The sequence below is a fragment of the Porphyrobacter sp. SLTP genome (genome assembly GCF_009905735.1).
In the GTDB taxonomy this organism is placed as follows: domain Bacteria; phylum Pseudomonadota; class Alphaproteobacteria; order Sphingomonadales; family Sphingomonadaceae; genus Erythrobacter.
Window position 1 is genome coordinate 158,457 of sequence record NZ_JAAALE010000005.1, and the last position, 24,983, is coordinate 183,439.

The window sequence follows — 24,983 nt, forward strand, 5'->3', positions numbered from 1 at the left end:
GACCATGAACTTCATCAAGAACCTGATCCGCGACGAACAGGGCGCCACCGCCATCGAATACGGCCTGATCGCCGCTCTCATCGCCGTCGCCGCGATCACCGCCATGACCTCGCTGGGTTCGACCCTCGAAGCGACCTTCACGGAAGTCGACGGCGAGATGCAAGAAGGCCTCGAAGCCAACAACTAATCGTCTGCCTTCGGGCAAACAGGAAAGCGGCGGGGAGCAATCCCCGCCGCTTTTTCTTTGTGCATTCGAGATACGGCTAGATTGGGCGGCTCGTACCGCCAGCATGCGCGCAAATCAGCGCGCCCGCACGACCAGCTTGACCTTCTGACCAGGCGTCAACGTCGCGCTACCGCTGAGCGCATTCAGCACCCGGAAGCGATCTTCCTGCGCGCTGTCATAAGCCATTCGCCGCGCCAAGCTCGCCACCGTGTCGCCGCGAGCGACGGTCACCACCTGCAATTTCTTCGGCACCACCGAAGTTGCTTCGGCCTGCGTGATTCGCCGCATCGATTGGAACATCGGATTGAAGGTCGCCGCGCGGCCCGCAGGCGCAATCGCGGTGAAGTGATAGGCGCGGTCGCGGGCAAATTCATAGGCAAACACCACCACATCTACCTGGCTTTGCCCATTATTGACTCGCGCAGTGCCATACACCGCGGGCAGGCCATTGACCGTCGTGCGCTCAAGCTGAGATGGGGCAAGGGTGCTGTTCTGACCGCCAAGGGCCGTGAACTGCTGGCGCACATAGGTTTCCAGATTGCCGTTATAGGCAGCCAGCGTCATCTGCGCCTGCCCACCCTGCCCCTGAATGCTGACCGCGCGGGTGCCATTGACCATGTAGAAGCCCTGAGGCGCGGTGAAAGCGAGGCGCATTTCGGGGTGAATGAAGGTGCTGCCCTCGATCATTCCCTGCGCCGGATCGTCGCCGTAGAGCATCCCGTCGATTCGCGTTAGGAACGTGTCGCGATTCGTTACACCGGCGGCACCCGCCGCACTGGCTTTGGCGAGCGCGCTTTGTACCCGGCTGGCGGGGTCAGGGTGGGTCGAAGCCCATTCCGGAACGCTCGAATTGCGCCCTGCCAGACGCGCATCAAGCCCGTTTTGCGCCGCAAGGCTGGCCAAAACAGTGCCCATCGCGCGTTGATCATAGCCTGCACGACCCAGATACTGGATACCGAGATCATCCGCTTCCAGCTCCTGCTGGCGCGAAAATTTGAGCGTCAGCATCTGCGAGCCTTCCATGAAGGTGCGCGACAGGGTGTTGCCCAGCCCCGAATCGCCCAGCAAGATCCCTGAAAGAATCGCCAGACCGCCGCCGAGCAGCGTGTTTTTCTGCGCTTCGGCCTGGCGCCGCTGCGAATGGCGCGCGGCAACATGGCCGACTTCATGCCCCAACACGCCGGCGAGTTCCGCCTCATTGTTCATCAGTGTGACCAGCTGGCGGGTGGTGTAGATATAGCCCCCCGGCACCGCGAAAGCATTGTGCACGGGCGAGTTCAGCAGGCTGACGGTAAAGCTCTCGCGCGCATTGCCGAGGCCTGATTGCACCGCGATATTCTTACCCACCTGCTCAACATATTGAGCGTGGGTACCGGTCATCGCACCGCCGAATTCGGCCAGCAATTGCGGATGATATTGCGCGCCCTGCTGCGCTTCAGTCTGCGTAATCGGGGCCGAGGCCGAGGGAATGGCCCCGCCTGCGCCCATGCATCCGGTCAACGCCAGCGGCGCTGCGCCGAGCGCCAGTATCTTGCGTGAAATGCGTGCCATAGGTGGCTCCTCCCGCTGTCATGTTCTGCTGCAAGCCTATCGGCAAAGCAGCGCAACGGAAAGGCTTGGCAAACGAAACCTTAACTTGGGATGGCACCTTTGCCGGGCTTAACCCCCGATGCCGAGGAAGCGCTCCTCGCGCTGGGCGATCAGTTCGGCGCGGCTAAGGCCTGAAAGCTGTTCGATCTCCTCGCTCAGCGCAGCGCCGAGCATCCGGGCTGCGGCCTGCGGATCGCGCTGTGCGCCGCCGACTGGCTCCTTGACGATGCGGTCAATCACCTTGTCGCGCTTGAGATGCTGGGCGGTGATTTTCATCGCCTGTGCCGCATCAGCAGCCTTTTCCGAAGTGCGCCACAGGATCGAAGCGCAACCTTCTGGCGAAATCACCGAATAGACAGCGTGCTCCATCATGAGCACCCGGTTGGCAGAGGCCAGCGCAACCGCGCCGCCCGATCCGCCTTCGCCGACGATGGCCGCGATCATCGGCACTTCCAGCGCCAGACATGCCTCGGTCGAGCGGGCGATGGCTTCAGCCTGGCCGCGTTCTTCCGCCTCGATCCCCGGAAACGCACCGGATGTGTCCACCAGCGTCACCACCGGCAGGCCGAATCGGCTCGCCAGTTCCATCAGGCGGATCGCCTTGCGATAGCCTTCAGGTTTGCCCATGCCGAAATTGTGCGCGATGCGCGTGGTGGTGTCGTGGCCCTTTTCGTGCCCGATCAGCATCACCCGGCGGCCATCGAGCCGCGCAAAGCCGCCCATGATCGCCAGATCGTCACCGTACAGACGATCACCGCCGAGCGGCACAAACTCGCTGAAAGCATAGGCGACATAGTCGCGGAAATGTGGCCGCTGCGGATGGCGGGCAACTTGCGTCTTCTGCCACGGCGTAAGCGAGGCATATGTGCTGGCGAGAAGTTCGGCGCTTTTGGCCTCAAGCCGGCCGATCTCACTGGCGACATCGACATCATGCAGCGCGTTGACGCTGCGCAGCTGTGCGATGCGCTCTTCAAGGGCTGCGACCGGCTTCTCGAAATCGAGGTAGGAAATCATCGCGCGGGGCTAGTCTTATGTTGTGCGGCTTGCAAGCGGGTGACGGGAATTGACGAGGGCAACCAACCGCGCGGCATCGACATGGGTGTATATCTGGGTGGTGGAAATGTCCGCATGGCCGAGCAATGTTTGCAGCACGCGCAGATCGGCACCGCCCTCCAGCAGATGGGTGGCAAAGGCATGGCGCAGCACGTGCGGGCTGATGGTCGCAGGATCGAGCCCGGCGCGCGCGGCCAATGCCTTGAGCAGCTGAAACAGCCGCACCCGGCTCAGCGGTTTGCCCCCGTCCGAGGGGAACAGGTAGCGCGAGGTGGGCACCACCTGCGGACGCAGCGCCAGCCAGCGCGCCAGCGCCTCCAGCGCCCGGCCGCCAACCGGCACCAGCCGCGTCGTCCCGCCCTTCCCCGTCACTGTCAGGAACGGCGCATCACGTGGCACGGCGTGGAGAGGCAGCGTCACCAACTCGCTTGCCCGCAAGCCCGAACCGTACAGCAATTCGATCAGCGCCAGCAGCCGCACCGCCTTGGGATCATCGCCTGATGCCTCCTCCTCGGCGCGCGTGAACAGCGCTGTGATCTGGTCATGGCCAAGCACCTTGGGCAGCGGACGGCGCGCGCGCGGACGCGGCAGCGCGCCTGAGGGATCGTCGCTGCGCCAGCCCTCGTCGATCGCAAAACCGAAAAACTGCCGCAACGCCGAAGCTTTGCGGGCGACGCTTGAGGGGGCCAGGCTCGCCCATTCTCCGGCCAGACTGGCCACCGCATCGCGCGGTGCCGCCGCCAGATCGCCGATGGCGTCTTCGGCTTGATTCAAGTCACGGCGATAGGCCGCCAGCGTATTGGCCGCAGCGCCCCGTTCAGCAGCCAGCATTGCAAGAAACGTCTCGGTACTGGCGGACATCAGCCCCGCGCCACTGCCTCGGCAGCAATCATCCGGGCTTCGGCCTGCATCCCCACACGGGTCAGCGCGGCGGTGATGTGATAGAGGTGCAGCGGCGTCATCTGCTGCCAGCTTGTGCCCTGCATCCCGAGCCCAGCTAGGAACACCACCATCGTCGGATTCCCGACCTCGGCCGCGCGCGAAATGGCACGGCTCCAACGGGTTTCACGCGCCAGATCAAAATCGAGATCGCCAGCGAGCGCATTGGCATCGCTTTCGCTCAGCCGCCCAATTCCGGCGAGCCCGGCGACAAGGAAGGCCGACTTGCGCGCGCCTTCGCTGTCGTCGCTGCCGGTGAAGCTCTCAACCGCGCCTTGGCCAACCTCGTCCCCGCGCGGATTGGCGAGCGCGATGAGCGCCCAGCCGAGCGAGCCTTCCTCGACCACATTGGCCCAGCGCACCGCGTTGCCATCAAGACCAGCCGTCAGCATCGCCGCGATCAGCTCGCCCGCAGCATCGGCATGGGCCGCATCGGCGGGAATGCGCGCGGCGGCATAGGCGGTCAGAACCCGCGCGCCGTACCCGTCTCCGCCGCCGAGCGCGGCGCCTGCGGCCCATAGCCGCTCCATCGCGGCAATCCGGGCGGCGGGGTCTGCTGCAAGATAGGCTTCGCGCAGAGCGGCCGCATGAGTCTGCGGATCGCCGCTGGCCGCTGGATCGGCGTAAACTTCGGAATAGAGATCGACCATCGCATCGGCCGACATGATCCCCTCGCGCGCGGCCCGTCCGGCAAAGGCGGCACGCTGAGTTGCTGGCAGCATCGGCAGCAGCGCCCCGGCGCGGGCGTAATAGGCCCCGCCCTTGTCCTTCATCGCGCCATCCAGCAGGCCATCGGGCAGCGGTTCGCCAAGCGCGGTGGCGAGGCCAAAGCGCCAGGGGTTGAGGTCCTCCACCCCGTTCCATTCGATCTGAACACCGCGCTGCCCGCGCCCGGCTGCACCGGCAAACCGACGCGCCAACAGCACGTCGATTCGCGGCGCCACACCCCGGAACAGCGCCCGATCAAGCTGCGAAGCTGCAAGCGCGCTTTCCCCGGCATAGGCGTTGCAGATTGCCTGCCACATCTGCCACTCGCCATCTTCACGCGCGGAGCCTTGCAGCCGCACCGCCGGACACGCGCCGGTAATGTCGCCGCTGCCGAGATAGGCGTTGAGCGCCTCCTGCGTCAGGCTGGGCGACCAGTCCGCGCTGTCGACATCCTGCACCACCGCGCGGGCGAGCGCATATTCGCCCATCCCGTTGAGCACGCCGACGCGCAGCGCGGCAAACTCGATCGGGTCCATGCCGAGCGGCGCAGCCAAACGGCTCGCGAGCGCGCGGCGCATGAGGATGTGCCCCCAACGCGACACCATCGGCCCGCGGGTGCCTGCCAGAACCGCGCGCACCAGCTTGTCCGGCTGATTCGCGAGCGCAGATGGCGGCAACCCGCCCTCGTCAGTCGCCAGCACGCCGATCCGCGTCAGAGCGCGCCGTGCACCAGCAGGAATATCGGACTTGGGCTTCAATCCGAGCAGCCGATCCAGCTCCTCGGTTGACATGTTCTCCAGCGCCTCAAGGCTCGGCAGGCGGGAAAGATCGCCGCGCGTGATGGTCGGCATCGGCGGCAGGGTCGACGGATCGACGGGTACGCCGGGCACGGGCGCTGCACCGGGCTGGGAGACAGACGGCGCTGCATTTCCGGTCTGCGGCGCTGGAGCGGGGCTCGGACGCGGAGACGGCGCAGGCGCCGGATCGTCAAACCCCGGCGGCAGCAGCGATTCGGGCTTGCCCTGAGCGCCAGCAAAACCGGCCAGCCCTGCCCCGCCCAGAACGCCTGCCAAGGCGATGGCGAGCACGCTGGCCCCGTACCGCTTGCCGCTCATTGCGCCGGCTCCGGCAGAGCCACATCATCGGCGATAGGGCGCAGCGGTTCCTCGCCCCCATCGAACCACGCCAGTGCCAGCAAAGCGGCCACCACGAGGCCCGCAATCACCATCCAGCGCCGCCCGGCCGGAACACTCGGAGCGGGTGCCTCCTGAAGGCCAGTCGGTGAGAGACGCGAGGGGCGAGAGTTTCGCATATTGCGCGTGCCCTAGCCCATCTATAGGCCCTGCGGCAATGTCCGCCGCGCCGCCTCTCAACGATCCTGCCCCGCTTGCCGCGATTGCCGCGCGCATAACGCGGCCCGTGGTGCTGGTGGGGCTGATGGGCGTGGGCAAATCAACCGTGGGGCGCAAGCTTGCCAGCCTGTTGCAGCGCGATTTCGTCGACGCTGACGAAGCGATTGTTGAAGCCGCCCAGCGCTCGATCCCCGAAATCTTCGAAACCTTTGGCGAGGCCTATTTCCGCGATGGCGAACGGCGCGTGATCGCTCGGCTGATGGACGAATCCCACGGCGTCATCGCCACCGGCGGCGGGGCCTTTGTCGATCCCGCCACCCGCGCGCTGGTGCTGGAGCGCGGGATCGCGGTGTGGATCGATTGCGACATCGACACGCTGGTCGAACGCACGGCGCGGCGCGGGAACCGGCCGTTGCTGAAAAATGGCGATCCGCGCGACATTCTCACCCGGCTGGCGCAGGAGCGCGCGCCTTTCTATGGGCAGGCCCATATCCGTGTCGTCAGCGAAACCGGCCCCCATGCCGACACCGCACGCGCGATCATCGAGGCGATTGATCAATGGCTGTAATTCCCGTCGCGCTGGCCGGGCGCGAATATGATGTGGTGATTGAGGAAGGCCTGCTGGGCCGTCTGGCCGAAGCGGCTGCGCCGTTTCTGAAGGCCTATGCCGGCGGGCGCCGCGTGCCGTTCGTGGCTGATACCAACACCCAGCGGCTTTATGGCGAGAGTGTCACAGCCAATCTGGCCGCACACGGGCTAGAGGTCGAATGGTTCGTGGTTGAGCCGGGTGAGGATGCCAAGACCTGGGGCGTGCTTGAGAAGCTGTGCGATTGGCTGCTGGCCATGGGCGTCACCCGCAAGGACCACGTTTTCGCGCTGGGCGGCGGCGTGGTGGGCGATCTCGTGGGTTTCGCCTGTGCGATAACCAAGCGCGGCTGCGGCTTTGTGCAATTGCCGACGACCTTGCTGGCACAGGTCGATTCGTCGGTCGGCGGCAAGACGGCGATCAACACTGCCGCGGGCAAGAACCTGATCGGCGCCTTCCACCAGCCGAGCCTCGTGCTGATCGACCCGCTGGTGCTCGCCACTCTGCCAGATCGCGAAATGCGCGCCGGGTATGCCGAAGTGCTGAAGTACGGCCTGCTCGGCGATGCGGCGTTTTTCGCGTGGCTGGAGGCCAATGGCACCAAGGTGTTGGCACGCGAACCGGCCGCGCTTGAGCACGCGATTGCCACCAGCATCGCCATGAAAGCGCGGATCGTTGCCGAGGACGAGCGCGAGACCGAGGATCGCCGCGCGCTGCTCAATCTCGGCCACACCTTTGGCCATGCGCTGGAGGCTGAGACGGGCTTTTCGCAAAGGTTGCTGCACGGAGAGGCGGTCGCCTTGGGCATGGTACTGGCGGCGCGCTATTCCGCGCGCCGGGGCGAGATTCCAGCGGATGATGCTGAACGGGCCACGCGCGCGATCGCCGCATCCGGCCTGCCCGCCAGCCTGTCCGCGCTGGGCCTTACCTGCGACGGCGCGGCGCTGGTGGATCACATGCGCCATGACAAGAAGGCCGAGGCTGCCACCCTGCCCTTCCTCCTGCTGCGCGCGCTGGGAGAGGCTTACGTGGCGCGCGATGTCGATCTGGCTGATATCGCGGCGTTTCTCGACGACGAACTGGCCGCATGATCATCGCGATCGCCGATCTTGGCGATGCGGAGGTGCAGGCGCTCATCGCCTTTCACCAGCAGGCGATGCAGGCGGGCTCGCCCCCGGGGCTCAGCTTTGCGCTCGACCTGTCGGGGTTGGCCGATCCGGCGGTGACGGTGTGGGCTGTGCGGGTGGATGATCGGGTGGCGGCGATCGGCGCGCTCAAGCTTTTGGGCGGCGGTCAGGCCGAGCTCAAATCCATGCGCACGCACCCAGATTTCCTGCGCCGGGGAATTGCCGCCCGGCTGCTGGAGGTGATCATCGACCACGCCCGAAGCCAAGCAATCAAGCGGCTCAACCTTGAAACCGGCAGCGGCCCGGCGTTTGATCCGGCGCTGGCGCTTTACCGGAAGCGGGGGTTTGTGAATGGCGCGGCGTTTGGCGACTATGTGCTCACCGACTTCAACCAGTGTCTGCACCTGACTTTGGACTGATCGGCGCAACGTGGCCTAGGGCACCGCAACAAGCTGCAGGGTCACAACCTGACGTACCGACCTTGCGCCGCGCGTATCGCCTTCAACGGCCAGTCGGAACGGGCCGTCTTCCGCGTCCAGCATCACGCCATTGCAACGATCCGCCAGCACCACTTCGGCCTTGCCCAGCAACGGATCGAGTTCGCCGAGGGTGAAGGCAACACGGTAACCGTCCCGCGCTTCGACCACTACGGCCATCAGCAGCGCTGGGCCGCGCAGGCCGCTGCCAGACGGCGCGCCCAGCCTTGCCATCACATCGGCAAGCAGTGGCCCAGTGCAGGTCTGCGTCTCGCCGTGATGTGTCAGCGTCACGTCATGCGTGGGCAGGCCCGCGATCATCGCAGGCTCCACCGGCACCGCCATGTTCAAGGCCAGGGCTTCGAGCATCGGGGGCGTTACTCCAGTTCGAGGATCACCGCGTCCACCGCAAGGCTCTCGCCCTCGGCGGCGTTGATCTTGGCGATGACGCCTTCCTTTTCGGCGCGCAGGATGTTCTCCATCTTCATCGCTTCAACCGTCGCGAGCGGCTGACCCGGCTGCACGGTATCGCCCTCGGCCACGTGCAGCTTCACCAGCATCCCCGGCATCGGGCAGATCAACAGGCGCGACAGATCGGGCGGGACTTTCTCCAGCATCAGCGATTCGTGCCGTGCCAGCCTGAGCGGCAAGACCAGCGCGGTATGCGCTGCCCCGCGGGTGGTCACCTTCCAGTGATTGCCGATACGCTCAACGATCAGGCCATAGCTGTTACCGAGGCCATCGGTCGCGGTCGCCTGCACCATGCCGGGCATCCAGTCACAGGCGCCTTCGACCCGCACGCCGTCCACCATCGCATGGCCATCGCCAAGGATGACCTCAAAGCGCTGATCGCCCAGCTTCACCAGCCATTCGCTCGCGACGCGCTGGACGCCGGGGCGCCCGTCATCGCCGTCCAGCTGGCCTGAGATGCGGCGCGCGCGGCTTTGCAGCGTGAATTCATTGCCTGCGCAGACTGCGGCGAGCAGGCGGTTCAGCTCGTCACTGGTGGCCGCGCCGTGGAACCCATCGGGATATTCTTCGGCGATGAAGCCGGTGGTCAATTCGCCCGAGCGAAAGCGCGGGTGCTGCATGATCGCGGAGAGGAAATCGACGTTGTGGCCGAGGCCCTTGATCCGGAAATTGTCGAGCGCTTCGATCTGGAGGTCCGCCGCTTCGTCGCGCGTGGGCGCCCAGGTGATCAGCTTGGCGATCATCGGATCGTAGAAGCGCGAAACCTCGCCGCCTTCGTAAACCCCGTCATCGACCCGCACGGAGCCAGCGCCGCGCGCCACCCCGCGTCGTGCCTTGCCTGCGACTGTTTCGTCTTCCTGCCAACCAGCCAGCGGTGGTGAATACTGCACCAGCCGCCCGGTGGAGGGCAGGAAGCCGCGATAGGGGTCTTCGGCATAGACGCGATTTTCGATCGCCCAGCCGTCGATGCCGATATCGTCCTGCGTCATCGTCAGCTTCTCGCCCGCTGCGACGCGGATCATCTGTTCGACAAGGTCGATGCCGGTGATCGCTTCGGTGACGGGGTGCTCGACCTGAAGCCGGGTGTTCATTTCGAGGAAGTAGAAGCTCTCCCCCGTCGGGTCCGCGCCGCTGACGATCAGTTCGACCGTGCCCGCCGAGTAATACCCCACCGCACGCGCCAGAGCGACGCATTGCTCGCCCATGGCCTTGCGCATTTTCGGCGTGACGAAAGGCGACGGCGCTTCCTCGACCACCTTCTGGTGGCGGCGCTGGATCGAGCATTCGCGCTCGTTCAGGTACAGGATATTGCCGTGCTGGTCGCCGAGGATCTGGATTTCGATGTGGCGCGGGTTGAGGATAAACTTCTCGATGAACACGCGGTCATCGCCGAAGGAGTTCAGGCCCTCGCGCTTCACGCTTTCAAAGCCCTCGCGCACATCGGCCTCGTTGTAAGCGAGGCGCATACCCTTGCCCCCGCCGCCGGCGCTGGCCTTCATCATCACCGGATAGCCGATCTCGTTCGCAATGCGGACCGCATGCTCGGTATCCTCGATCTCGCCGACGAAGCCGGGGACAACATTGACGCCCGCTTCTTTCGCCAGCTTCTTGGACTCAATCTTGTCGCCCATCGCGGCGATGGCGTTCACCGGCGGGCCGATGAAGGCGATGTTTTCCTTGGCGAGCGCCTCGGCAAAGGAGGTGCGTTCCGACAGGAAGCCGTAGCCCGGATGCACCGCTTCCGCCCCAGTCTGCTTGCAGGCGGCGATGATCTTGTCGGCGATCAGGTAGCTCTCAGCCGCGGGCGACGGGCCGATATGCACCGCCTCGTCCGCCATCGCGACGAAGGGCGCGCGGGCGTCAGCATCGGAATAGACCGCGACGGTCTTGATCCCCATCTTGCGGGCGGTGGTGATGACCCGGCAGGCAATTTCGCCGCGGTTGGCAATCAGGATTTTCGAGAACAAGGCGGACAACCTCTCGTGCAGATGCGTTATCTTGTGCGTGGGCTATGCCGAGGGTTTGCGGATGCTGCAAGCTAGCGGATTTGGGGCGTCAGTCGGCAGCACGCTTCTCCGCATATCTGATCAGGCTCTCCGCATAGGCAGGCGCGCCGCGGCGGTCGCCCTCCCCGCTCACCAGCGTCTGCACGGCTTTGCCAAGCATGGCGATGTTGGCGGGAGAGAGCTTGCCAAGCGGTTCGACGTAGATGCCGATGCCAAACAGGATCGCGCCCGTTTGCGGCAAGCGCCGCAAGGTCTGACGTTCGGAGCGCACAAACAGCGTTTCGCCTGCATTCTCGGCCGTGACATGGGCGAAGGCCTGTTGCGGCGGGCGGTCGGGGAGCCAGCGGCGCTCCCCGACCGCCGCGATGAACCAGTTACAGCGGGCATAGATCGGGCCGGGCCGGAGCGTCTCCATGAAGCGATCAACCCCTGTGGCGAGTTGCTCCTCGTAGCCCGCGATGGGCGCGTGGAGTGCGCGCAGGGGTAGTCCGATCTTCTCAGCCGGGTGCCAATCGGAGGGCCATGCCACCGCCGCACCGATCAGACGGTAGACCTCCTCGCCGTCGCGCTTGGTGAGCAGACAGAGGTCTTCGTGGACGGCGAGCGCGGCTTCGGGGAGCGCGCCATCTACGCCCAGCATCGCAGCCAATTCGCGGCCCGGCGCATCGACCTCGGGCGTCAGCTGCAGGCCCTGGGGCCATTCGGCGAAGCCAGCGGCCCGCGCTGCCAGATCGGGTGTGGGCTGAAGCCACTGATGCTCTTCCAGCTTCACCAGCCCCATGCGCAATTGCCCGCCCCCGCGTGCCTTGGGGAGCAGGCTGTCGACGGAAAAGCCCAAGGTCATGGGTTACGATGGGGGGTCATAGGGCGCCTCCCCGCTGATCACACCTGAGCACCATGCCGTACTCCTCCAGCCAATCCGCCTTGGTCGGCAGCAGATATTGCAGCGCCTCGGGCAGCAATCCGTGCAAGGCGGTCGCGTGACGCAGCTCTTTGCGGCGGTCGGAGAAGCAATAGGGCTGCTCGGTCGGCAGCACCCCCAGCAGCCGTAGCATCCCGCTCTCGGTCGCGCCGCCTTCATCGGCGAGGCTTAGGTAAAGCGGCGGGCGCTTGCTCTCGCCCAAGGCACGTCCGCTCAGAGTCTCGCTATCCCATTGCAGGCTCGGCGAGATGGCGGCGTAACCAGTGAACAAGGCCGGCGTGTCGGCCCAGGTTTCGACCACGAAATGCCCCGCCGCGCTCTCGCCGACCAGAAATGCCGTGCCATCGTGGCGATAGCGCGCCTCGATGAGCGGCTTGACGGTGTCGGCCAGCCATTGACGGAACGCGGCGCTCTCGCCCGCGCTGGGCCAACGTTTGCGCTCGGCTGCGTCGCCAGTCGGTGGGAGCAACTCGCGCTGGCGATCCCTGGTCTCGATGCCGACGATGATCGCGTCCTGACTGCGCCCCCACAGCGCCCCCCAGCGCATCAGCCCGGCGCCCATGATCAGGTCCTGCTTCATCGCCCCGTCGAGCTGATAGATAACAGGCCAGCGCTTCTCGGGATTGCTGGCGTAATCGGGCGGCAGGATGATGTTGACTGCGCGTTCCGCCCCGAGCGCCTCAAGCGTCACCGTCTCGCCGATGGTGAGCGGCTGCGGCTCGGGCGCGGGGGCCGCTGCCAGAGCCGCCGCGGCGAGCCAGCCGATCACGCTGCCGCCGCCGCCTTGCAGGCCCGCGCGGGTTCCTCGCCTTGCAGCGCCGTCAGCCCCAGCTTCGCAAACAGCGCGCCGTCCTTGTCGTCGCCCGCATTGGGCGCGGTCAGCAGCTTGTCGCCGGTGAAGATCGAATTCGCGCCCGCAAGGAAGCACAGCGCCTGCGTCGCCTCGGACATGGACTCGCGCCCGGCCGACAGCCGCACCATCGAGCGCGGCATGGTGATGCGGGCAACCGCCACGGTGCGGACGAACTCGATATCGTCGATTTTCGCGAGCGGGGTGTCGGCGAGCATGTTGCCCAGCACCGTGCCCTTGACCGGCACCAGCGCATTGACCGGCACGCTCTCCGGGTGCTGCGGCAGGGTGGCGAGGGTGTGGACGAAGCCCACCCGATCCTCGCGCGTTTCCCCCATACCGACGATCCCGCCGGAGCAGACATTTATCCCGGCCTTGCGCACGTGATCCAGCGTATCCAGGCGGCACTGGAAATCGCGGGTCGAGATGACGCGCTCGTAATATTCGGGGCTGCTGTCGATATTGTGGTTGTAGTAATCGAGCCCCGCCTCAGCGAGCATTGCGGCCTGATGCGGTTCGAGCATCCCCAGCGTCATGCAGGTCTCAAGGCCCATGCTCCGCACACCCTTCACGATCTCGACGATCGCGGGCATGTCGCGGTCCTTGGGATTACGCCACGCCGCGCCCATGCAGAAGCGCTGCGAGCCCGCATCCTTGGCCTGCGCCGCGCGCTGGAGCACAGCCTGCACGTCCATCAGCTTGGTCGCCTCGACGCCGCTGTCAGCATGGACCGACTGCGAGCAATAGCCGCAGTCCTCGGGGCATCCGCCGGTCTTGATGCTGAGCAGAGTGCAAAGCTGCACCTGCGTAGGCGGGTGGAATTCGCGATGGACGCTGGCCGCGTGGAACAGCAGCTCGGTGAAGGGGAGGTCGAAGAGGGCCGCTATTTCTTCACGGGTCCAGTCGGTGCGGGGGTGGGTCATTGGGTGGTTTTCCAGTTGTTCGTCATTGCGAGGAGCGAAGCGACGCGACAATCCAGAGCGTCTCGCGTGCCGCACTGGATTGCTTCGCCTTCGGCTCGCAATGACGCGGGAGTAGCGCCTACTCCGCCGCCTCGTCCAGCCCCTCGCCCAAGGGCGGCATGTTGTGACCGAGCAGCACCAGAATATCCGCCGCGCACTCCACCACGTTCGAGCCGGGGCCGTAGATCCCCTGCACCCCCGCCTCGCGCAGGAAGTCATAGTCCTGCGGCGGAATCACGCCGCCTGCGGTGACCTTGATGTCGCCGCGCCCGGCTTCGCGAAGGAGCCGGATTAGTTCGGGGATCAGGGTCTTGTGGCCCGCCGCGAGTGACGACGCGCCGACCACGTCGACGTCCTTGGCCAAGGCCATCGCGGCGCTCTCCTCGGGCGTCTGGAACAGCGGACCGGAGACCACATCGAAGCCCATGTCCGCAAAGGCGCTCGCGATCACATTCGCGCCGCGATCATGGCCGTCTTGGCCCATCTTCGCGATCATGATGCGGGGTGCGCGGCCCAGACGGCGGCCCACGGCTTCGACGCCATCGGTGACCTGCGCCCAGCGGCGGTCGAATTCATAGGCGCTGGCATAGACACCGCTGACCGGCGCGGGGGTCGCATCGTGGCGGCCGAAGACCTCTTCCATCGCCGACGAAATCTCGCCCAGCGTCGCGTCATGGCGCGCGGCGGCAACCGCCAGCGCCAGCACATTCTCGCCGGACGCGCAGCCCGCCGTCAAAGCCACCAAAGCCGCACGGCATGCCGCCTCGTCACGCCCTTCGCGCACCTTGGCGAGGCGGGCGATCTGGCCGGTGCGGACCATCTGGTTGTCGACCTCCAGGGTCTCCAGCGCGTCCTCGGCGTCCTTGCGGTACTTGTTGACGCCGACGATCACCGTCTCGCCCTTGTCGACCTTGGTCTGCTTCTCCGCCGCCGCGCGCTCGATCGCGGCCTTGGGCGCGCCGGTCGCGACATAGGCGGTCATGCCGCCCGCCGCGTCGACCTCGGCCATCATCGCCTCGGCCTCGGCCACCAGCGTGGCGGTCAGAGCCTCGATATAATGCGAGCCGCCGAGCGGATCGACCACGTTGCAGATGCCGCTTTCCTCTTGCAGCACCAGCTGGGTGTTGCGGGCGATGCGCGCCGAGAAATCGGTCGGGAGCGCAATCGCTTCATCGAGCGCGTTGGTGTGGAGCGACTGCGTGCCGCCAAGCACCGCCGCCATCGCCTCGACCGTGGTGCGGATGACGTTGTTGTAGGGATCCTGCTCCTGCAAGCTCACGCCACTCGTCTGGCAGTGGGTGCGCAGCATCTTGGAGCGTTCGTCCTTCGCCCCCAGATCGTCCATCACCTTGTACCACAGCGTGCGCGCGGCGCGCAGCTTGGCGATCTCCATGAAGAAATTCATGCCGATGCCGAAGAAGAAGGAGAGGCGGCCGGCGAAGGCGTCGATATCAAGCCCCGCCGCCATGGCACGGCTCGCATATTCCTTGCCGTCGGCGATAGTGAAGGCGAGCTCCTGCACCGCCGTCGCCCCGGCTTCGTGCATGTGGTAGCCGCTGATCGAAATGCTGTTAAATTTCGGCATGTTGGCCGAGGTATAGGCGATGATGTCCGAGATGATCCGCATCGAAGGCTCGGGCGGATAGATATAGGTGTTGCGGACCATGAACTCCTTCAGAATGTCGTTCTGGATCGTGCCTTCCAGCTTGTCCTGCGACACGCCCTGACGTTCCGCCGCGACGATGAAGAAGGCCAGCACCGGGATCACCGCTCCGTTCATCGTCATGGAAACGCTCATGGAATCGAGCGGGATCTGGTCGAACAGGATTTCCATGTCCGCGACCGTATCGATCGCCACGCCCGCCTTGCCGACATCGCCAACGACGCGCGGGTGATCGCTGTCGTAACCCCGGTGGGTGGCAAGGTCGAAGGCCACCGACAGGCCCTTCTGCCCCATCGCCAGATTGCGGCGGTAGAAGGCGTTCGATTCCTCGGCCGTGGAGAAGCCCGCATACTGCCGGATCGTCCACGGACGGCCCGCGTACATCGAAGCCTTCACTCCGCGCGTGAAGGGCGCAAAGCCGGGGAGGCCCGGGTCGAACCCGGCGTGATCTTCCGCGGTGTAGAGCAGCTTGATCGCAAAGCCCTCGGGCGTGTGCCAAGTGAGGTCCCGGCCCTTCACCTCCTTGGCGGCGAGGGCGTTCCAGTCGGAGAGCGTCGGTTTTTGGGTCATCGCGTTACCATTTTTCCGTTCGTGTCGAGCGAAGTCGAGACACCGCGCGGGGGTATCTCGACTGCGCACTTCGTGCTCCGCTCGATACGAACGGAGATGGGAGCGATTAGTGCCCCTTAAACTCGGCCTTGCGCTTCTGGAGGAAGGCCATGCCGCCCTCCATCGCGTCCTTGGTCGCGCCGGCGATGCGCTGACCCTCGGCCTCGGCGAGCAGCACCATTTGCAGGTTCTGGTCGAGCGCGGTGGCGATGTTGCGCTTCATCGTCGCGTAGGCGACCGTCGGCCCGTTGGCGAGCTTCTCGGCCAGCGCGCGGGCTTCGGTCATCAGGTCCGCATCCTCGACGCACTTGTAGACGAGGCCCCATTCCTCGGCCTGCGTTCCGCTGATCTTCTCGCCCAGCATCATCATCCGCGTGGCGCGGGCGCGGCCGATGGCGCGGGTGAGCAGCCAGGTCGAACCGCCATCGGGCACTAGGCCGATGTTGACGAAGGCCTGGAGGAAATAGGCGCTCTTGGCCGCCAAGGTGAAATCCGCCGCCAGAGCCAGCGAGCAGCCGACGCCCGCCGCCGGGCCGTTGACCGCGCAGATCACCGGCACGCTCGCGCGCACCACCTGGCTGATCGCGGGGTTGTAGTGGTTGATCAGCGCCTCATGGCTGCCGCCCTTGCCGCCCAGCGCCGAGCCATCGCCGCGGGCGGACAAATCCGCGCCCGAGCAGAAGCCCTTGCCTTCGCCCGTAATCAGCACCGCGCGCGCGTCGCCAAGGTCGTAGAACGCCTGCCCCAGCTCGTCCGCCATCTGCGGCGGCATGGCGTTGAGGCGCTCGGGGCGGTTGAGGGTGATGGTGAGCAGCGGGCCTTCACGGTCAACGCGGATGGTTTCGTAGGACATTTTTCTCTCCGGGGGTTTAGTTCGACCAGTGCGTGCCCTCTTTGGGCGTCTCCATGATCTCGGTAAGCATGCCGCCCATGTCCTTGGGATGGACGAAAAAGATAGGCGTGCCGTGCGCGCCGATGCGCGTGGGGCCAAGGATGCGCTTGCCCAGCGCCTCGACTTCCGAGCGCGCCTCGGCGATATCGGGGACTTCGAAGCACAAATGATGCTGCCCGCCCAAGGGGTTCTTGGCGATGAAGCCGGCGAGCGTGGAGTTCTCCCCCAGCGGCTCGATCAGCTCGATCTGGGTTCCGTTCAGCGCGCCATCCGCGCCGGGGGTGTCGACGAAGCAGACCTTCACGCCTTGTTCCTCAAGGTCGAAAGGCTCGGTGATGGAGGTCGCACCCATGACGTCGCGGTAGAATGCGATGCTATCGGCGATGGAGGGCGTGGCGACCCCGATGTGGTTGAGACGGCCGAGTTTCATAATTCTTCCAATCCGTGTCTTTGGCGGAACTGCTCGACGATATCCTGAAAGGCCCGGTAACCGTCCTCCCGCGTGTCGAGAATGGCTTCGAATTCTGCGACCCAATCCTTGCTAGGCTCGTATTGAGGTTCTCCCGGGAGGCCCGCCCCGGCGAAGGCCTCTCCGTCGATATCGAGAAATTCCTGAAACTTGGCAGCGTGCTGATCGAGGCCAGTTGTCTTCATCGCAGCGTGGGCCTCAAGCAGCTCGTCCTCGTCAGACTGCGTGACGAAAAACCAGAAGCCCTCTTGATGGATTGCATCCAGCGCATTCCATGCGGCCTCATATGCGCCTTGCAGGTCAGTCATCGTTCAAGGATCCCGGTAATCACAGCGGAATATTGTCATGCTTCTTCCAAGGGTTCTCCAACTGCTTCGTCCGCAGCTTCCTTAGCCCCAGCGCGATCCGGCGGCGGGTCGAGTGCGGGTGGATCACCTCGTCGATATAGCCGCGCTGGGCCGCGACGAAGGGGTTGGCGAAGCGGTCTTCATATTCCTTGGTCCGCTCGGCGATCTTGGCCGGGTCGTCCTTCTCGGAGCGGAAGATGATCTCCACCGCGCCCTTGGCGCCCATCACCGCGATTTCCGCCGTCGGCCACGCATAGTTCAGATCGCCCCGCAGGTGCTTCGATGCCATCACGTCATAGGCCCCGCCGTAAGCCTTGCGGGTGATGACGGTGATCTTGGGCACGGTCGCCTCGGCATAGGCGAAGAGCAGCTTCGCGCCGTGCTTGATGATCCCGCCCAGCTCCTGCGCCGTGCCGGGGAGGAAGCCGGGCACGTCGACGAAAGTGATGATCGGGATCTCGAAGGCATCGCAGAAGCGCACGAAGCGCGCGGCTTTCTTCGAGGAGTTGATGTCGAGCACGCCTGCCAGCACCATCGGCTGGTTCGCCACCACACCGACGGTGCGGCCTTCCACCCGGCCGAACCCGCACAGGATATTGCCCGCGTGCATCGGCTGGATCTCGAAGAAATCGCCCTCGTCCAGCACCTTGGCGATCACTTCGTGCATGTCATAGGGCTGGTTGGCATTATCGGGGATCAGCGTGTCGAGGCTGTTGTCGATCCGATCCCACGCGTCGCTGGTGGGGAGGATCGGGGCTTCGTCACGGTTGGAGAGCGGCAGGAAATCGAAAAATCGCCGGGTCGCCAGCAGGGCTTCGACATCGTTCTCGTAAGCGAGATCGGCGACCGAGGTTTTGGTGGTGTGGGTGATCGCCCCGCCCAGTTCCTCCTGCGTCACCACCTCGTTGGTGACGGTCTTCACCACTTCAGGGCCGGTGACGAACATGTAGCTCGAATCCTTCACCATGAAGATGAAGTCGGTCATCGCCGGCGAATAGACCGCCCCGCCCGCGCAGGGCCCCATGATGAGGCTGATCTGCGGCACCACGCCGGATGCGAGCACATTGCGCTGGAACACCTCGGCATAACCGCCGAGGCTCGCCACGCCTTCCTGAATGCGCGCCCCACCCGAATCGTTGAGGCCGATAACCGGCGCGCCGACCTTCAGCGCGGTGTCCATCACCTTGCAGATCTTCTCCGCATGGCGCTTCGACAGCGAGCCGCCGAAGACGGTGAAATCCTGCGAGAACACGTAAACCAGCCGGCCGTTGATCGTGCCGCTGCCCGTGACCACCCCGTCACCCGGGATACGCTGGGTTTCCATCCCGAAATCGTTGCAGTCGTGCTCCACGTAGGCATCGACTTCTTCAAAGCTGCCTTCGTCGAGCAGCACGTCGAGCCGTTCGCGCGCGGTCAGCTTGCCCTTGGCGTGCTGGGCGTCGATGCGCTTCTGGCCGCCCCCCATGCGGGCGGCTTCGCGGCGGCGTTCCATTTCGGCGATATTGGCGGACAATGGGCATCCCCTTGTTTGGCGTGTTTGGCCGCTGCGTTGCCTTAGCATGTCCCAAGCGTCAACGTGGCAAAAGTGCGGGCGGTCAGAACCTGAGTGTCATGCGCCGCGCCAGCCAAGGGGCGACCGCCTCGACCATCCGCAGCATCTTGGTCATGCCGATATTGGCCTCGTCGTGGTCCTGCTCGATCGCGGCGATGATCTTGCGCGCGCATTCCTCGGGCGGCATTTTCTTCATGCGGTTGCCGTCATTCATCTGGGTATCGACCACCGGCGGCAGAGCCTCGATCACCTGAATGGCGCTGCCCTTGAGCTGTTCACGCAGGGCCAGCGTATAGAACCGCAGGCCCGCCTTGGTGGCGCAATAGACTGGCTGGCGCGCCGCTGGCGCAATCGCGAGGCCGCTGGTCACGTTGACGATCGCCGCTTGCGGACGGGCGCGCAGGCGCTCCACCAGCGCGGTGATCAGCCGGATCGGGGCGGAGAGATTGGCATAAATGCCCGCATCCGCCGCATCGGCATCAGGCGTGGCCTTGCGGAAATCGTGATCGACCAGTTGCCCGGCATTGTTGATCAGCACATCGAGCTCGGTCTCAGCCAGCTGCGCTATCAGCGCATCGACCCCGGCGGCATGGGACAGATCGGCAGCGATCACCTCAAACCCCGCGGCCCGCATCGCCTCGAGCCGTTCGGGGCTGCGTCCGGTGAGAATCACCCGCGCGCCCTTGGCCTTGAGTTGCAGCGCGATCTCGCGCCCGATCCCGGCGCTGCCGCCGGTCAACAATACCGTCTTTCCTGCAAGCTGCATGACACCCGTCTCCCCGCCTGTGGCTTACGAACAACAGTTGCATAGGGCAACGCATTAGGCGAGACCGGCGTCATGGAGCGGTGCGAATTTCTGGTGATCGGCGGCGGGATCGCGGGGCTGAGCTGCGCGGCGCGGCTGGCCGCGCACGGGCGAGTGGTGGTGCTGGAGGGTGAGAGCGCGTCCGGCTACCACGCATCGGGCCGCAGCGTGGCGGTGGCGCATTTCGGGCTGGGCGAGCGGCTGGTGCGCACGCTGACCGCGCTGAGCCTGCCCGCGCTGGCCGAGCATGGCACGCGGCATCCGGCGCTGCATATCGCCTCTGCTGCGCAATTGGCGGCGCTGGACGCGCTGGAAGAAACGCACCGCCAATTCGGCTGCGATTATGCGCGGATCAACGGTGCCGAAGCGCGCGCGCTGCTGCCGGTGCTGAAGCCCGAAGCGTGCGAGGCCGCGCTGGTCGATCACGGGGCGCTCAAGCTCGATACGCATGCGATGTTGCAGGCGCATGTTACGACCTTGCGCGCGGCGGGGAGCACAGTGGTCACGGGTGCGACGGTCAGCGCGATTGCACGCGATGGCGCAGGCTGGCGGGTGGAAGCCTTGGGCGAGACTTACGGCGCGCCGCTGCTCATCAACGCGGCGGGAGCATGGGCGGATGAGATTGCGCGCCTTGCGGGCGTCACGCCTATTGGGATCGAGCCGCGCCGCCGCACCGTCATCTCCTTCGCCGCATTGCCGGACGAGGATGTGCGCGCCTGGCCCTTCACCAAGACCGTGGGCGAAGGCTTCTACATGCTGCCCGAAGGAGCGGGACAGTTGCTCGCCTCAGCGATGGACCAGACCCCCAGCGCGCCGTGCGACGCCGCGCCTGAGGAGCTCGACATCGCCATCGCCGCCGACCGGGTCGAGCAGGCGACCACCCTCCCCATTCGCCGGATCGCACATAGCTGGGCGGGCCTCAGAAGCTTTGCGCCCGATGAATTGCCGGTGATCGGCCACGCGGTGGGCGCACCCGGTTTCGTATGGGTCGCGGGACAAGGCGGCGCTGGCTTCCAGACGGCGCCCGCGCTGTCACGGATTGCGGAAAGCGCGGTGCTGGGCCTGCCCTTCCCCGCGGATTGCGCCGAGGCAGGCCTTGCGCCCGAGCAATTCGCCCCGCGGCGGTTCGGCGCCTAGACCCGCACGATCCCCTGATCGACCAGACTGCGTGCAGTCGCCGCGATACTGTCGTCGGCAGCGATAAAATCCATCCCCAGCACGCGCCGCGTATGCTCGCCCGAGACATCGCGGGTGCGGCCGAGTTCGGCCTTCACCTGCTTCATTTCGGCCAGCAGCGGCGCGAGCAGGGTGACGACGAAGTCCGGGAGCTTGCGGGTCGGCACCTTGCGCGCAAGCTCAGGCGTGCGCGTTCGCAGCACTTGCGCAATCTCGGTCATCCACACGAAGCGATCCTGCACCGGAAAACGCTCGCCGCGGACGGTTTTCGCCGGCGCATCAAGCGCCAGCAGATGGGCGCGCGCCACATCCCGCACGTCAATAATGCCGAAGCCGACTGCGGGCAGCGCCGGGATCTCGCCGGTCAAGAGCTTGCGCACCAATTCGATCGAGGTCGACAGATCGTCATTCACCACCGGCCCCAGCACGGCCACCGGATTGACCGAGCAGAACGCCATATCGGGCGCGTGCGAGGCAACCCACTCGCGCGCGGCTTTCTCGGCCACGGTCTTGGAGCGATGGTAGGGCGGAACGGCCGGATTTTCGAGCACGGTCCAATCCCGCTCGTCAAAGCGGTCCTTCCCCGGGCCGTGGCCATAGGCAATCGCGGCCGCCGAACTGGTCAGCACGAAACGCTCCACCCCCGCCGCATGGGCAAAACGCAGCGCCCGCAAGGCCCCTTCGCGCGCCGGGATCACCAGCGCATCGGCGTGTTTGGGCACCGCGAGGGGAAAAGGCGAGGCGACATGGGCCACGCCGTCGCAGCCCGCGCAGGCCTCAGCCCAGCCTGCGTCATGTTCCAGATCAGCCTGAAACACCCGCAGGCGCTCGCCTGCCTGAGGCCAGCGGGCGCGCAGGCGCGGTTCGCTTTTGGCAGCATTGCGCACTGTGGTGTGGACGCTCTTGCCCGCCGCCAGCGCCTGATCGATGATCTCGCCCGCGATATAGCCGGTGCCGCCGGTCACAAGGATGGTATCGGCCATGCTGCGCTTCCCCTGATGAAGTGTCGCCGCACCTTAGCAGCACGGCAGCGGCGCGCAGCCTATTTGAACAGCACCAGCTCTTCCGCCATCGTCGGATGGATCGCGACGGTCGCATCGAAATCGGCCTTGGTCAGCCCCGCCTTCACCGCGATGGCAGCCACCTGCATGATCTCGGGCGCATCGGGGCCGATCATGTGGATGCCGACGATCCGGTCATTCGCGGCATCGACGATCATCTTATAAAGGCTGCGCTCGTTGCGGCCAGCCACCACGTTCTTCATCGGCCGGAAATCCGACTGAAAGACCTTGATATTGCCAAGCTGGTTGCGCGCCTCGCTTTCGGTCAGTCCGACGGCGGCGATCGGCGGGTGGCAGAACACTGCGGATGGCACGCAGGAATGATCGACCGCGTAAGGCTCGACCCCGCCGAATACCGAATCGGCGAAGGCCTGCCCTTCGCGAATGGCGACGGGGGTGAGTTGAACCCGGTCGGTCACATCGCCCACGGCATAGACATAATCGACATTGGTGCGGCTGAAAGCATCGACCACGATCTCCCCGCGCTTGCCGGTTTCGATGCCGACAGTCTCAAGCCCCAGCCCTTCAATGTTCGGCACCCGTCCCGTCGCGACCATCACCGCGTCATATTCGCAAGGCTCCTGCCCGGTCAGCTTGACGAGCAGAGTTCCGTCATCCTGCTTTTCAATGTGTTCGAACTCGGCGTGGAAGAGGAAGGCGATGCCCTTGACCATCGAGATCTGGAGCAGCCGGTCGCGCACGGATGCATCATAGCTGCGCAGGATCGTGTCCGAGCGGTTGGCGATCGTCACCTTGCAGCCGAATTCATTGAAGATCCCGGCAAATTCGTTGGCGATATAGCCCCCGCCCGCGATCAGGATGCGGCGCGGCAGGCTGTCGAGGTGGAACGCCTCGTTCGAGGTGATGACATGTTCGCTGCCCGGAAACGCCGGGACGTGCGGGCGCGCGCCGGTCGCGACGAGGATGTATTTGGCCGTCACCACCTGGCCGCTGGCCAGCGTGATCTGATGATCGCCCGTTATCGTCGCGCGTTCCTTGAAGATCGTGACGTCGTGATTGCCGAGGGTCTGGCCATAGAGCCCTTCAAGCCGGCTCACATCCGTCTGGACGGCATCGCGCAGCGAAGCCCAATCGAAGCGCTTGCCTTCGATGGTCCAGCCAAATGCTTTGGCATCCTCAAGATCCTCAGCGAAGTGCGCGCCGTAGACGAGCATCTTCTTGGGCACGCAGCCGCGGATCACGCAGGTGCCGCCGACGCGGTATTCCTCGGCAACGGCCACTTTGGCGCCGTGAGCTGCGGCCACGCGGCTGGCACGCACCCCGCCCGAGCCTGCGCCGATGGTGAAGAGATCAAAGTCGTATTCGGCCGTCATCATGCTGCTCCCATCGTCGCGGACACGCATATGGCGTCACAGGGGCGGAGCGGCAACCACGCGCGGGTGAAATGCCGGATTCAGATAACAAAAGGGCGGGAGTTTGCTGCTCCCGCCCTTCGTGTTCTTGTTATCAGACGCTGGCTGCGCGGGGGCGACCTCCGCCGCCGCCGGGACGACCACGGCCGCGGTTTCCACCGCCATTGCCGCCGCCGTTACCAGCGGGACGCCCGCCGCCACCGGGGTGACGCTGGCCGCCGCCGTTGCCGCCGGGCTTGGAGCCAAAGGCACGGCGATCACCCTCAGGACGACGCTCGCCCTGCGGCTTACGATCACCTTCCGCGCGGCGCTGTTCGCCCTGCTGCGGACGACGCTCACCATCAGGGCGACGATCACCCTGCGGCTTGCGATCACCCTGCGGACGCTGGCCGAGCGGGCGCGGGTTGACGCGCTTCATCGGCGTGCGGGCAGCCGGCTTGGTCGGGCCTTCGCCTTCCACCACGGCACGGAAATTGTCCGGCAGCGGCAGACGCTCAAGCTCGGCACCGGTCACCTTGCGGATATCCTTGAGGTATGCGCGTTCGTCCTCGGCACAGAAGGCAATCGCGATCCCGCTCTTGCCCGCCCGCGCGGTGCGGCCGATGCGGTGCACATATTGCTCCGGCACATTGGGCAGTTCGTAATTGATCACGTGGCTGACGCCGGGAATGTCGATCCCGCGCGCGGCCACATCGGTCGCGATCAGCACCGGCACGCGAGCCTTGCGGAACTCGTCGAGAGCGCGCTGGCGCTGCGGCTGCGACTTGTTGCCGTGGATCGCGTTGGCGGGGATGCCCGCCTGTTCCAGCTTCTTCACCACCCGGTCCGCGCCATGCTTGGTACGGGTGAAGATCAGCACGCGCTCAACCGTACCGGGCACGGTGTGACGACCCTTGAGGATCATTTCGAGCAGTGCGAGCTTCTCGTCCTGCTGGACCATGAAGAGGTACTGGTCGATGCGCTCAGCGGTGGTGCTTTCCGGCGTGACCGAGACCTGCACGGGATTGTTGCAGAAGCCGCTCACGAGCTCCTTGATCGCCTTAGGCATGGTCGCGCTGAAGAACAGCGTCTGGCGATCCTTCGGGGCCAGTTCGCGGATCTTGCGCAGCGCGTGGATGAAGCCGAGGTCGAGCATCTGGTCCGCTTCATCGAGCACCAGAATTTCGATCCCGGCGAGATTCAAAGCCTTCTGGTCGATCAGGTCGAGCAGGCGGCCTGGCGTGGCGACCAGAATGTCGGTGCCGCGGTGCAGCTTGTTGCGATCCTTGCCCACGCTGGTGCCGCCAACGATGCATTGCACCTTGAGGCCCGCCAGCGCGCCGTAATCCTTGGCGCTGTCGGCAATCTGCACCGCGAGTTCGCGGGTCGGCGCCAGAACCAGCATCCGGCAGGACTTGAACGGGATCTGCTTGTCGGCTTCGCGCAGGCGGTCAATGCTCGGGAGCATGAAGGCCGCGGTCTTGCCGGTGCCGGTCTGGGCGATACCAAGCAGGTCGCGGCCCTTGAGCACGGCGGGAATGGCCTGTTCCTGGATCGGGGTCGGCACGGTGTAGCCCTTGAGGTCAAGAGCCTGGAGCACGGGCTGCGACAGCCCGAGGTCAGCAAAAGTTGTCATATGAAATAAGCTCGCAAATAGTCTGCGGCGCGCGCTGGGCTGCCTCTGACGGGTATCGCCAGTGGGCACGCCACGCGCGGCGCGGGGGTTGAAACCGCCCGCGTGAAAAGGGAAGTCTTGGAGGTAGAACCGAAGTGCGGCCGGGGCGGATGT

General features: G+C 65.5%; 24 protein-coding genes. 5 read left to right on the forward strand and 19 right to left on the reverse strand.

What is annotated here, in order from left to right; genetic code table 11:
- Positions 1-4 precede the first annotated feature (4 nt).
- Positions 5-187: a Flp family type IVb pilin gene (locus GVM20_RS06120; RefSeq protein ID WP_166546400.1), complete on the forward strand. Its 183-nt coding sequence runs from the start codon at positions 5-7 to the stop codon at positions 185-187.
- A 114-nt stretch (positions 188-301) separates the two neighbouring features.
- Here the strand turns inward: GVM20_RS06120 and GVM20_RS06125 are convergent, their stop codons facing one another.
- The 5 genes from GVM20_RS06125 to GVM20_RS16275 form a co-directional block, all read right to left on the reverse strand.
- Positions 302-1,777 carry a M48 family metalloprotease gene (locus GVM20_RS06125; RefSeq protein ID WP_166546401.1) on the reverse strand — a complete coding sequence of 492 codons (1,476 nt, stop codon included), beginning with the start codon at positions 1,775-1,777 and terminating at the stop codon, positions 302-304.
- A gap of 108 nt (positions 1,778-1,885) precedes the next feature.
- Entirely contained in the window at positions 1,886-2,830 is a 945-nt protein-coding gene (locus GVM20_RS06130) for an acetyl-CoA carboxylase carboxyltransferase subunit alpha (protein ID WP_166546402.1), read from the reverse strand.
- A gap of 15 nt (positions 2,831-2,845) precedes the next feature.
- A complete protein-coding gene (locus tag GVM20_RS06135; RefSeq protein ID WP_166546403.1) occupies positions 2,846-3,730 on the reverse strand; it encodes a tyrosine recombinase in 885 nt (294 codons plus the stop codon).
- Complete coding sequence (locus GVM20_RS06140; protein ID WP_166546404.1) at positions 3,730-5,631, reverse strand: hypothetical protein; 1,902 nt, start codon at positions 5,629-5,631, stop codon at positions 3,730-3,732. Before GVM20_RS06140 ends, GVM20_RS06135 begins: the two co-directional genes overlap by 1 nt.
- Complete coding sequence (locus GVM20_RS16275; protein ID WP_234031881.1) at positions 5,628-5,828, reverse strand: hypothetical protein; 201 nt, start codon at positions 5,826-5,828, stop codon at positions 5,628-5,630. Before GVM20_RS16275 ends, GVM20_RS06140 begins: the two co-directional genes overlap by 4 nt.
- A 38-nt stretch (positions 5,829-5,866) precedes the next feature.
- Between GVM20_RS16275 and GVM20_RS06145 the strand changes: the two genes are divergently transcribed.
- The 3 genes from GVM20_RS06145 to GVM20_RS06155 are packed head-to-tail and all read left to right on the forward strand — an operon-like array spanning position 5,867 to position 8,000.
- Complete coding sequence (locus GVM20_RS06145) at positions 5,867-6,436, forward strand: shikimate kinase (RefSeq protein WP_166546405.1); 570 nt, start codon at positions 5,867-5,869, stop codon at positions 6,434-6,436.
- Positions 6,427-7,545, forward strand: coding sequence for a 3-dehydroquinate synthase (gene aroB, locus GVM20_RS06150; protein ID WP_166546406.1), 1,119 nt, complete (start codon positions 6,427-6,429; stop codon positions 7,543-7,545). The genes GVM20_RS06145 and aroB overlap by 10 nt, the downstream gene beginning before the upstream one ends.
- On the forward strand, positions 7,542-8,000 hold the full coding sequence (locus GVM20_RS06155; RefSeq protein WP_166546407.1) for a GNAT family N-acetyltransferase: 459 nt from the start codon (positions 7,542-7,544) through the stop codon (positions 7,998-8,000). Before aroB ends, GVM20_RS06155 begins: the two co-directional genes overlap by 4 nt.
- Positions 8,001-8,015: 15 nt before the next feature.
- Here GVM20_RS06155 and GVM20_RS06160 read toward each other — a convergent pair whose 3' ends face one another.
- The 11 genes from GVM20_RS06160 to GVM20_RS06210 all read right to left on the reverse strand — a co-directional run bounded on the left by GVM20_RS06160 (position 8,016) and on the right by GVM20_RS06210 (position 19,566).
- A complete protein-coding gene (locus GVM20_RS06160) occupies positions 8,016-8,426 on the reverse strand; it encodes a molybdopterin-binding oxidoreductase (protein ID WP_166546408.1) in 411 nt (136 codons plus the stop codon).
- Between the two features lie 8 nt (positions 8,427-8,434).
- On the reverse strand, positions 8,435-10,495 hold the full coding sequence (locus GVM20_RS06165; RefSeq protein ID WP_166546409.1) for an acetyl-CoA carboxylase biotin carboxylase subunit: 2,061 nt from the start codon (positions 10,493-10,495) through the stop codon (positions 8,435-8,437).
- A gap of 88 nt (positions 10,496-10,583) precedes the next feature.
- Positions 10,584-11,378: a heme-dependent oxidative N-demethylase family protein gene (locus tag GVM20_RS06170; protein WP_166546410.1), complete on the reverse strand. Its 795-nt coding sequence runs from the start codon at positions 11,376-11,378 to the stop codon at positions 10,584-10,586.
- 16 nt (positions 11,379-11,394) lie between these two features.
- A complete protein-coding gene (locus tag GVM20_RS06175) occupies positions 11,395-12,225 on the reverse strand; it encodes an alpha/beta hydrolase (RefSeq protein WP_166546411.1) in 831 nt (276 codons plus the stop codon).
- Complete coding sequence (gene bioB / locus GVM20_RS06180; protein WP_166546412.1) at positions 12,222-13,229, reverse strand: biotin synthase BioB; 1,008 nt, start codon at positions 13,227-13,229, stop codon at positions 12,222-12,224. The genes GVM20_RS06175 and bioB overlap by 4 nt, the downstream gene beginning before the upstream one ends.
- Positions 13,230-13,347: 118 nt before the next feature.
- Positions 13,348-15,501, reverse strand: coding sequence for a methylmalonyl-CoA mutase (gene scpA / locus GVM20_RS06185; RefSeq protein WP_166546413.1), 2,154 nt, complete (start codon positions 15,499-15,501; stop codon positions 13,348-13,350).
- Between the two features lie 106 nt (positions 15,502-15,607).
- On the reverse strand, positions 15,608-16,393 hold the full coding sequence (locus GVM20_RS06190) for an enoyl-CoA hydratase-related protein (protein WP_166546414.1): 786 nt from the start codon (positions 16,391-16,393) through the stop codon (positions 15,608-15,610).
- A gap of 16 nt (positions 16,394-16,409) precedes the next feature.
- Complete coding sequence (gene mce, locus GVM20_RS06195) at positions 16,410-16,862, reverse strand: methylmalonyl-CoA epimerase (RefSeq protein ID WP_166546415.1); 453 nt, start codon at positions 16,860-16,862, stop codon at positions 16,410-16,412.
- Positions 16,859-17,209: a DMP19 family protein gene (locus GVM20_RS06200; RefSeq protein ID WP_166546416.1), complete on the reverse strand. Its 351-nt coding sequence runs from the start codon at positions 17,207-17,209 to the stop codon at positions 16,859-16,861. The genes mce and GVM20_RS06200 overlap by 4 nt, the downstream gene beginning before the upstream one ends.
- A gap of 19 nt (positions 17,210-17,228) precedes the next feature.
- Positions 17,229-18,761: an acyl-CoA carboxylase subunit beta gene (locus tag GVM20_RS06205; protein ID WP_166546417.1), complete on the reverse strand. Its 1,533-nt coding sequence runs from the start codon at positions 18,759-18,761 to the stop codon at positions 17,229-17,231.
- 82 nt (positions 18,762-18,843) lie between these two features.
- The gene (locus GVM20_RS06210; protein WP_166546418.1) at positions 18,844-19,566 is read right to left on the reverse strand and encodes an SDR family oxidoreductase; all 723 of its coding nucleotides are present in this window, start codon (positions 19,564-19,566) and stop codon (positions 18,844-18,846) included.
- A gap of 72 nt (positions 19,567-19,638) precedes the next feature.
- Here GVM20_RS06210 and GVM20_RS06215 point away from each other — a divergent pair, with 72 nt between their 5' ends.
- Positions 19,639-20,742: an NAD(P)/FAD-dependent oxidoreductase gene (locus GVM20_RS06215; protein ID WP_166546419.1), complete on the forward strand. Its 1,104-nt coding sequence runs from the start codon at positions 19,639-19,641 to the stop codon at positions 20,740-20,742.
- Here GVM20_RS06215 and GVM20_RS06220 read toward each other — a convergent pair.
- From GVM20_RS06220 to GVM20_RS06230, 3 genes are all read right to left on the reverse strand, one after another.
- Entirely contained in the window at positions 20,739-21,764 is a 1,026-nt protein-coding gene (locus GVM20_RS06220) for an NAD-dependent epimerase/dehydratase family protein (protein ID WP_166546420.1), read from the reverse strand. The genes GVM20_RS06215 and GVM20_RS06220 overlap by 4 nt on opposite strands.
- A gap of 59 nt (positions 21,765-21,823) precedes the next feature.
- The gene (gene gorA, locus GVM20_RS06225; RefSeq protein WP_166546421.1) at positions 21,824-23,179 is read right to left on the reverse strand and encodes a glutathione-disulfide reductase; all 1,356 of its coding nucleotides are present in this window, start codon (positions 23,177-23,179) and stop codon (positions 21,824-21,826) included.
- Between the two features lie 130 nt (positions 23,180-23,309).
- Complete coding sequence (locus tag GVM20_RS06230) at positions 23,310-24,830, reverse strand: DEAD/DEAH box helicase (protein WP_166546422.1); 1,521 nt, start codon at positions 24,828-24,830, stop codon at positions 23,310-23,312.
- Between the last annotated feature and the right edge of the window lie 153 nt (positions 24,831-24,983).